Source organism: Albimonas sp. (assembly GCF_055129145.1).
This window is the reverse complement of sequence record NZ_JBSRTQ010000171.1, coordinates 1-8,210: the sequence shown is the minus strand read 5'-3', so window position 1 is coordinate 8,210 and position 8,210 is coordinate 1. Positions and strand designations below refer to the sequence as shown.

Sequence of the window (8,210 nt, the reverse complement as noted above, 5' to 3'; positions counted from 1 at the left end):
GGGCGGGGGCGGCCGACAGGGGACGCCGTCGGTCCCGGGGCCGAGACGGGCCCGGGAGGCGGTCAGGCCTGGGTCACGAGGACTCGGAATGCACCACCTCGCCGAACCGCTCCCAGCTCGTCCCGTTGAAGCGCATCAGCTGCATCGCCTCGATCGGCGCATGGTCGGTCGGCGAGGTGTTGAGCGTGATCCCCGGCAGCAGCAGCGGCGCCGCCACCTCCTTCAGCGAACTCGCCTGCTTCATGATGTTCTCCCGGCTCAGATCGTCGCCGGCGCGCTTCAGCGTCTCGATCATGGTCCAGGCGGTGGCGTAGCCGAAGACCGTGAAGGACGAGGTCTGGTCGCCGTCCGGATACCACTTGTCCATGAAGGCGCGCCAGGCCAGCAGGTCCGGGTGATCCTTCCACTGCGGGTCGTCCGCCTCCATCAGGTAGCCGGCCGAGATCAGGCCGGTCGACGCCTCGAGCCCCGCGGGCTGGAGCACCGAGCCGACCGAGATCGAGACGTTGTTGAGGAAGCGCTCCGCGTCCCAGCCGATCTCAGCCGACTTCTTGATCGCCTGGGCGGCGAATTTCGGCGTGGCCACGATGAAGAACACGTTGGCGCCCGAAGCCTTGAGGTTCAGCACCTCCGACTCCACCGTCGGCTGGCCGACCTCGTAGGGCGCTTCGGCGATCAGCACCTCGGCGGCCCGCCCGCCCAGACCCGACTTGAGGCCGTGCAGGTAGTCCTTGCCGTAATCGTCGTTCTGATACAGCACGGCGATCTTGGGGTTCTGGATGTTCTGGAGGATCCACTGGCCGTAGATCGCGCCCTCGGTCGGGTAGTTGGGTTGCCAGCCCGTGGTCCAGGGGTAGTCCGCGGGATCGTTCCACTTGGACGCGCCGGTGGCGACGAACAGATGCGGGATCTTCTTGGCGTTGACGTATTTGTGGATCGCGGTGTTGGTCGGCGTGCCGAGATTGCCGAAGAGGACGTCGACCTCGTCCTGCTCCACCAGCCGGCGCACCTGCTCCACCGTCTTGGGCGGCGAATAGGCGTCGTCGTAGCTGATCCACTCGACCGTCTTGCCGTTGATCCCGCCCGCGGCGTTGACCATCTCGAAATAGGCCGAGATGGTCCGGCCGATCTGGCCATAGGCCGAGGCCGGGCCGGAATAGGCGTTGGTGTTGCCGATCCGGATCACCCCGTCGGCGGCGAGCGCGGGGCCCCCCGCCAGGATCGCGACGCCGGCCGCTGCGGCCAGCACAGTTCTTCTGTTCAACATTCTTGCAGCCTCCCACCCGCGCGGGTTGAGCTTTGGTCGCCTTAGGGTTCGGTTGCCTTACGTTTCGTCACCCCAGACGCCACGGGGCCCGATCCGGCGCGGTGCGGATCGGGCCCCGTATGTTCCCCCCGAGGGAGGAATTCGGTTCGAACTGTCATGCGGCCGCCCCCGACGGGCCGGCCGCGCCGGGCGTCAGGCTCAGGAGCCGTCGGCCGAGATCACCTCCCCGAAGCGCTTCCAGCTGGTGCCGTCGAACTTCTGCAGCTGCATCGCCTCGATCGGGGCGAAGTCGTCGGCGGAGGTGTTGATCACGATGCCGGGCAGCAGCAGCGGCGCGTCATAGTCCTTCAGCGACGCGGCCGCCTTCAGGATGCCCTCGCGGGTCAGGTCGTCGCCGGCCATCTCCAGGGTGTGGACGATGGTGGCCCCGACCGAGTAGCCGAACACGGTGAAGGACGAGGTGACGTCGCCGTCGGGATACCACTCCGCCATGAACTTGCGCCACTCGAGCAGCTCGGGATCCTCGGCGAACTGCTGGTCGCCTTCCTCCATCAGGTAGCCGGCCGAGATCACGCCCGTGGACGCCTCGAAGCCCGCGGGCTTCAGCACGCCGCCGACGGAGAGCGAGACGTTGGTGAGGAAGCGCTGGGCCTCCCAGCCGATCTCGGACGACTTCTTGATCGCCTGGGCGGCGAACTTCGGCGTGGCGATGATCATGAACACATCGGCGCCCGACGCCTTGAGGTTGATGACCTCCGAGTCGACGGTGGGCGCGGAGACCTCGTAGGGGGCCTCGGCGATCAGCATGTCGACCTTGTCGCCCAGACCTTCCTTCAGGCCGTTGTAGTAATCTTTGCCGAAGTCGTCATTCTGGTAGAGAATGGCGATCTTGGCGTTCGGCATGTTCTCCATGATATACTTGGCGTAGATCTTGGCTTCGACGACATAGGACGGCTGCCAGCCCATGGTCATCGGGAAGTTCTCCGGATCGTCCCACTTGGACGCGCCGGTCGCGAGGAACAGATGCGGCACCTTCTTCGCGTTCACGTATTTGTGGATCGCGGTGTTGGTGGGCGTGCCCAGCGTCTGGAACAGCGCGGTGACCTCGTCCTGCTCGACCAGGCGGCGCACCTGCTCGACCATCTTGGGGGGCGAGTAGCCGTCGTCGTAGCTGATCCAGTCGATCTGATGACCGTTCACGCCGCCCTTGGCGTTGGTCATCTTCATGTAGGCGGCGATGGTGTTGCCGATGGTGCCGTAGGCGGAGGCCGGGCCCGAATAGGGCATGACGTTGCCGACCTTGATGGCGTCGGCGGCGAGCGCCGGGCCGGCCACGAAAGCCGCGGTGGCGGCGGCGGCCATGAGCGCGCTGCGTCTGGTGATCATGAGGTCTTCTCTCCCTTTGGTGTGCGGCGGGCGAACCCGCCGGAGGCCGTCGCGGTTCCCTCCGCGTCCGGTCCCGGTGCGCGCCGGAACGGGATCCCACCCGTCCGGCGTGTCGATCCGCCCCGCCCTGCGGCGCGGCGCGCGCGCAGGGCGGGGCGGGAACATCGTGCGGCGCGCCCCTGCGGGCGGCGCCGCGGACCCCGAAGGTCAGTCGGCCTCGGCGTCGATGACCTCGCCGTAGAGCGCCCATTTCACCCCGTCGAAGCGCATCAGCTGCATGGCCTCGATCGGCAGATGGTCGCTGGACGACGTGTTGAGCAGAACCTTGGGCAGCAGCAGCGGCGCCGGATGCTTGTTCAGCGCCTCGGCCTGCTTCATGAAGTTCGGACCGCTGTAGTCGCCCTCGCACGCGTCGAGGATATGCACCACGGTCGACGCCGACATGTAGGCGTAGGCGTTGAACGAGTTGCCCCAGTCCGCGTCGGGCGCCCATTTCGCCATGAAGGCGCGATAGGCCTTCACGTCGTCGTCGCCGTCCCAGATCGGGTCGGTGATGTCCTTGATGTAGCCGGCCGAGACCAGGCCGGCGGACGCCTCCAGCCCCGCGGGCTTGAGCACCGAACCGAGCGAGGTGGCGGTGTTCGACAGGTAGCGCGGCACGTCCCAGCCCAGATCGTAGATCTTCTTGATCGCCTGCGCCGCGAACTTGGCCGAGGCGCCGATGAACACCACGTCGACGCCCGCGGCCTTGAGGTTGATGATCTGGCTGTCGACGGTCGGGTCGGTCGCGTCATAGGCGGCGGCGACCACCAGCGCGTCATACTTGTCGCCGAAACCGACCTTCAGGCCGGCGACGTAGTCGCGCCCGAAATCGTCGTTCTGGTAGAGCACGCCGAGCTTCTTGCCGGGCATCGTCTCCAGCACGTCCTTGGCGTAGATCGTCGCCTCGGTGCTGTAGGCGGGCTGCAGGCCCATCGTGTAGGGGAAGTCCGCGACCTCGTCCCAGTGCGAGGAGCCCGAGGCGATGAAGATCTGCGGGATCTTCCTGGCGTTCACGTATTTGCGCACCGCCAGCGTGGTCGCGGTGCCGAGGGGGGCGACGATGACGTCGACCTCGTCGCTCTCGATCAGGCGGCGGGTCTGTTCGACCGTCTTGGGCGGCGAATAGGCGTCGTCGTAGCTGATCCATTCGAGCTTGCGCCCATCGACGCCGCCCTGCGTGTTGATCATCTCGAAATAGGCGGCGTAGGTCTTGCCGATGGTGCCGTAGGCCGACAGCGGCCCGGAATAGGGGATGGTGTTGCCGACCTTGATGACGCCCTGCGCCTCGGCGGGCGCGGCGGAGAGAGCGGTCAGCGTGGCGGCGGCGTAGAGCAGAACCTTTCCTGAAATCTTCACGTGGCGTTCTCCCTGGATACGACTGAAACGTCGAACGGCCGGGTTGTCCCGGTCCGGATTGGGGTCGTCCACGCGCCCGGGTCCGAAGACCCGGGCGCGCCGTCCTTCGGGGTCTCAGAGCATGCGCCGGACCCGCGCCGCCGCCATCCGCAGCAACCCGCCCGCGCCCTGCGGGGCGAGGTAGATGACCGCGATCAGGAACAGGCCGTAGAAGGCGCCGGCGAGGCCCTTGGAGATGCCCTCGGCCACGTTGGGGATGAAGACGATGAACAGCGCCCCCAGCAGCGCGCCGGGCAGCCAGCCCACCCCGCCGATGACCAGGCCCACCAGCAGCGCCACGGACAGCGCGAAGGTGAAGCTGTCGGGGGCGACGAACTGGATGACGATGGCGCCGAGGCAGCCGGCGATGCCGGTGAACATCGCCGAGATCCCGAAGGCCGTGGCCTTGTAGACCGCCGTGTTCACGCCCATCGACCGCGCCGCGATCGGGTTGTCGCGGATCGCCATCAGCGCCCGCCCGGTGCGCGAGCCCACGATGTTGCGCGCGAGCCAGTAGAGGAACAGCCCGATGACCAGCGTGAAGAAATAGAGCCACTGGTCGCCGTTGAGATACGCGTCCAGCCCGAAGGGCGCGTCCGGCTTGATGATGACCACGCCCTGCACGCCGCCCGTCCAGTGCTCGAACGGCGAGAGCTTGAGCAGCTGCGGCGTCGCCACCGCCAGCGCGAAGGTGGCGAGCGCCAGATACACCCCCTCCAGCCTCAGCGCCGGCAGGCCGAACAGGAACCCCACCACGAAGCAGAGGATGCCCGCCGCAGGAATGGTCCAGACATAGGGAATGCCCTGCATCTCCATCATGATCGCCGCCGTATAGGCGCCGACCGCGTAGAAGGCCGAATGGCCGAGCGAGAACTGGCCGTTGATCCCGGTCAGCAGGTTCAGCCCCAGGATGGCGATGGCGTAGACCATCACCTGGGTCATCTGGAACACGAAGAAGTTCTTCGAGAAGAACGGCAGCGCGATGGCGCCGATCAGCAGGATCGCGAAGACCAGCGTCCCCCCCGGCAGCCCGGCCTTGGCGGCGCGCGCGGCGCCGCCCGAGATGCGGGGTTCGACGGTCATGTTCTCTTCCGAGGTCGCCATGTCAGACCCTCTGCACAGTGCGGCGGCCCATGAGCCCCGCGGGTTTGATCAGGAGCACCGCGACGATCAGGAACAGCGCGATGGGCAGCTTCAGCTCGCCGCCGATGACCGGGATGTAGGTGCCGGCCAGGTTCTCGATGATCCCCACCAGGAACCCGCCGATCACCGCGCCGAGCGGCGAGGTCAGCCCGCCCAGCACCGCGCCGGCGAAGCCGTATAGCAGGATGGACAGCATCATGTTGGGCTCGAGGAACACCACCGGCGCGATCAGCATGCCCGCGACCCCGCCGATGGCGGCGGCCATGCCCCAGCCGAGCGCGGTCATCATCGACACGCGGATGCCCACCAGGCGCGCGCTGTCGGGATTGCCGGCCGCGGCCCGCATCGCGAGCCCGACCCGGGTGAACCGGAAGAAGGCCCAGAGCAGCACCAGCACGATCATGGTCACCCCGACCATCCCCGCCTGATGCGAACCGATCAGCGCGCCTTCGTAGAGCGGACCTTCGCCGAAGGGCGAGGGCACCGCCTTGATGGTGAAGTCCCAGATGAAGCCGGCCGCCGAGTTGATGATGGCGAAGAGCGCGATGAAGATCACGATATGGCTCAGCACCGGCGCGTTCTCGATCGGCTTGAACACGATCCGCTCGATGGCGAAGCCGCCGACGAAGCTGATGACGATGACCAGCGGAAACGCCGCCCAATAGGGCACGCCCCAGGCCAGCAGCTGCCAGGCGATGTAGGTCGAGAACATCGCCATCTCGCCCTGGGCGAAGTTCAGATGGTGGATCGCCTGGTAGATCATGACGACCGACAGCGCCATGCAGGCGTAGATGCCGCCCGTCGCGAAGCCGGAGATCACCTGTTGGATGAAAAGATCCATGTCCCGGTGCTCCTCAGTAGCCGAGATACGAGGCGCGCACCGAGTCGTCTTCGCGGATGGCCTTGGCCTCCCCCGACATGACGATGGCGCCGGTCTCGATCAGGTAGGCGTGGTCGGCGATGCCGAGCGCGAGCGAGGCGTTCTGCTCCACGATCAGCATCGAGACGCCGGCCTCGCGTTTCACGTCGGCGAGGATCTCGAAGATCTGCTTGGTGATCAGCGGGGCCAGGCCGAAGCTGGGCTCGTCCAGAAGCATCAGCTTGGGACGCAGCATCAGGGCGCGGGCGATGGCCAGCATCTGCTGCTCGCCGCCCGAAAGCGTGCCCGCCTGCTGGGTGCGGCGTTCCTTGAGGCGCGGGAAGAAGTGGTAGGACTTCTCGATATCCTCGAGGATCGACTTGTCGTTGGGCCGGGTCATCGCGCCGAGCTGGAGGTTCTCCTCCACCGTCAGCCCGGTGAAGGTGCCGCGGCCCTCGGGCACCTGGGCCACGCCCAGACGCACGATGTTCTCGGTGGTCATGCGGTCGATCCGCTTGCCCTCGAAGGTGATCTCGCCCTTGCGCCTGATCATGCCGCAGAGCGCGCGCAGCGTGGTGGTCTTGCCCGCGCCGTTCGCGCCGAGCAGCGTGGTCACGCCGCCCTGGGCGATGTCGAAATCGATGCCGCGCAGGACGTTGAGGTTGCCGTAGGAGGCTTCCAGTCCGCGGACTTCCAGGATGTTGCTCATGCGTCGCCGCCTCCCAGATAGGCCGCAACGACCTCGGGGTTCTTCTGGACCTGGTCGGGGGTGCCCTCGGCGATCTTGCGGCCGAAGTTCATCACCACCACGCGGTCGGAGACCGACATGACCAGCGCCATGTGATGCTCCACCAGCAGGACGGTGACGCCCCGCTCGTCGCGCACCTTGCGGATCAGGGAGCCGAGCTCATGGACCTCATCGTGGTTGAGGCCGCCGGCGGGCTCGTCGAGCAGCAGGAGCTTGGGCTCGGTGGCGAGCGCGCGCGCCAGCTCGACCCGCTTCTGGGTGCCGAAGGGCAGGCCCGCCACCGGCAGGTCGGCCACGTCGCCCAGTTCCAGCCAGCCGATCAGCTCGTTGACCGTCGCATCGATGCGCTGGGCCCCGCGACGGATCCAGGGCAGGCGCAGCGCGTCGGAGACCGGGTCGGACTTCGAGGCGGAATGCGCGCCGACGCGGATGTTGTCGCGCACGGTGAGGTTCGAGAACGAGGCGACGTTCTGGAAGGTGCGCCCGATGCCCATGCCCGCGATCTTGTGGGCCGGCTGGTCGAGGATGGTGCGGCCGTAGAGCTGCACGTCGCCCTCGTTGGGCGTGTAGAGCCGGCTGAGACAGTTGAACAGCGTGGTCTTTCCCGCGCCGTTGGGACCGATCAGACCCAGGATCTCGCCGTCGCGGATGTCGAACTCCACGCCGTCGAGGGCCACGATGCCGCCGAAGCGGACCGTGACGTTCTTGACCGAAATGACGGGGACGCCCCCGCCGGGCGCCATGGCGGGCGACGAGACGTTCATGCCTCGACCGCCTGCGCAAGGTTCGCAAGCGAACCGTTTGCCGGCCAATGAATAAGCATCTGTCGGGCGGCCCGCGATGAAGTCATCGCGCACACGCCCGGAACCTGCGTTCCGAACATCGTTCCTCCCCTGTCTCCCTGTCCGGTTGGCCCGGATCACCTTGGTTCAACGCGGATTCCTACAGATTTGCAAGGGTCGATCAAGCACGTAATTAACAAGCTATCCTTAGGACTTGGTTTCATGCGCTGAACTTGCGCTGCACCTGCGAACACTTGAATCCGACCGGGAGTCGTCGGGCGACCCGCGCAAGCCCGAATGCGCGCGTCGGCTCAACAACTTACCTGTCAGATGTCAGGCGCCGGGCGTTTCAACCCTGGGGCGCATGCGGGCAAGGCCCCATGACGCGCCTGCGGAAGGACAGGTTTCAGGCGCCGCAACGGCATGGCGGCGGCAGGGTTTTCGCCGCGCGCCGGCGCCGGCGCGGACCGGGTCGCGGCGACGAATCCGGACGCCCGCCCCCGTCGCCGGAGGCCCGCTGCGACGTCGCCCGATCCGATCGGCCCCGGCCCGGGATTCGCCCCGACGGCGGGAGGCGGCGCATCGGCC

7 protein-coding genes are annotated in these 8,210 nt (G+C 67.1%); all 7 read right to left on the bottom strand.

What is annotated here, in order from left to right; all coding sequences use genetic code 11:
• Positions 1-73: 73 nt before the first annotated feature.
• The 7 genes from ACTB72_RS18835 to ACTB72_RS18805 all read right to left on the bottom strand — a co-directional run bounded on the left by ACTB72_RS18835 (position 74) and on the right by ACTB72_RS18805 (position 7,604).
• The gene (locus ACTB72_RS18835; protein WP_463038552.1) at positions 74-1,267 is read right to left on the bottom strand and encodes an ABC transporter substrate-binding protein; all 1,194 of its coding nucleotides are present in this window, start codon (positions 1,265-1,267) and stop codon (positions 74-76) included.
• Positions 1,268-1,465: 198 nt separating this feature from the next.
• A complete protein-coding gene (locus ACTB72_RS18830; protein WP_463038551.1) occupies positions 1,466-2,653 on the bottom strand; it encodes an ABC transporter substrate-binding protein in 1,188 nt (395 codons plus the stop codon).
• 207 nt (positions 2,654-2,860) lie between these two features.
• Positions 2,861-4,051 (bottom strand): ABC transporter substrate-binding protein, encoded by a 1,191-nt coding sequence (locus tag ACTB72_RS18825; protein WP_463038550.1) that lies wholly within the window; start codon positions 4,049-4,051, stop codon positions 2,861-2,863.
• A gap of 114 nt (positions 4,052-4,165) precedes the next feature.
• Positions 4,166-5,173, bottom strand: coding sequence for a branched-chain amino acid ABC transporter permease (locus tag ACTB72_RS18820; protein WP_463038549.1), 1,008 nt, complete (start codon positions 5,171-5,173; stop codon positions 4,166-4,168).
• A gap of 22 nt (positions 5,174-5,195) precedes the next feature.
• Complete coding sequence (locus tag ACTB72_RS18815) at positions 5,196-6,074, bottom strand: branched-chain amino acid ABC transporter permease (RefSeq protein ID WP_463038548.1); 879 nt, start codon at positions 6,072-6,074, stop codon at positions 5,196-5,198.
• 13 nt (positions 6,075-6,087) lie between these two features.
• Entirely contained in the window at positions 6,088-6,801 is a 714-nt protein-coding gene (locus ACTB72_RS18810; RefSeq protein ID WP_463038547.1) for an ABC transporter ATP-binding protein, read from the bottom strand.
• Entirely contained in the window at positions 6,798-7,604 is an 807-nt protein-coding gene (locus ACTB72_RS18805; protein WP_463038546.1) for an ABC transporter ATP-binding protein, read from the bottom strand. Before ACTB72_RS18805 ends, ACTB72_RS18810 begins: the two co-directional genes overlap by 4 nt.
• Positions 7,605-8,210 lie beyond the last annotated feature (606 nt).

Excerpts from the sequence above, each read along its gene's own strand:
- ACTB72_RS18815 (WP_463038548.1), bottom strand. The coding sequence starts at position 6,074 with ATGGATCTTTTCATCCAACAGGTGATCTCCGGCTTCGCGACGGGCGGC.
- ACTB72_RS18805 (WP_463038546.1), bottom strand. The coding sequence starts at position 7,604 with ATGAACGTCTCGTCGCCCGCCATGGCGCCCGGCGGGGGCGTCCCCGTC.
- ACTB72_RS18830 (WP_463038551.1), bottom strand. The coding sequence starts at position 2,653 with ATGATCACCAGACGCAGCGCGCTCATGGCCGCCGCCGCCACCGCGGCT.
- ACTB72_RS18810 (WP_463038547.1), bottom strand. The coding sequence starts at position 6,801 with ATGAGCAACATCCTGGAAGTCCGCGGACTGGAAGCCTCCTACGGCAAC.
- ACTB72_RS18835 (WP_463038552.1), bottom strand. The coding sequence starts at position 1,267 with ATGTTGAACAGAAGAACTGTGCTGGCCGCAGCGGCCGGCGTCGCGATC.
- ACTB72_RS18820 (WP_463038549.1), bottom strand. The coding sequence starts at position 5,173 with ATGACCGTCGAACCCCGCATCTCGGGCGGCGCCGCGCGCGCCGCCAAG.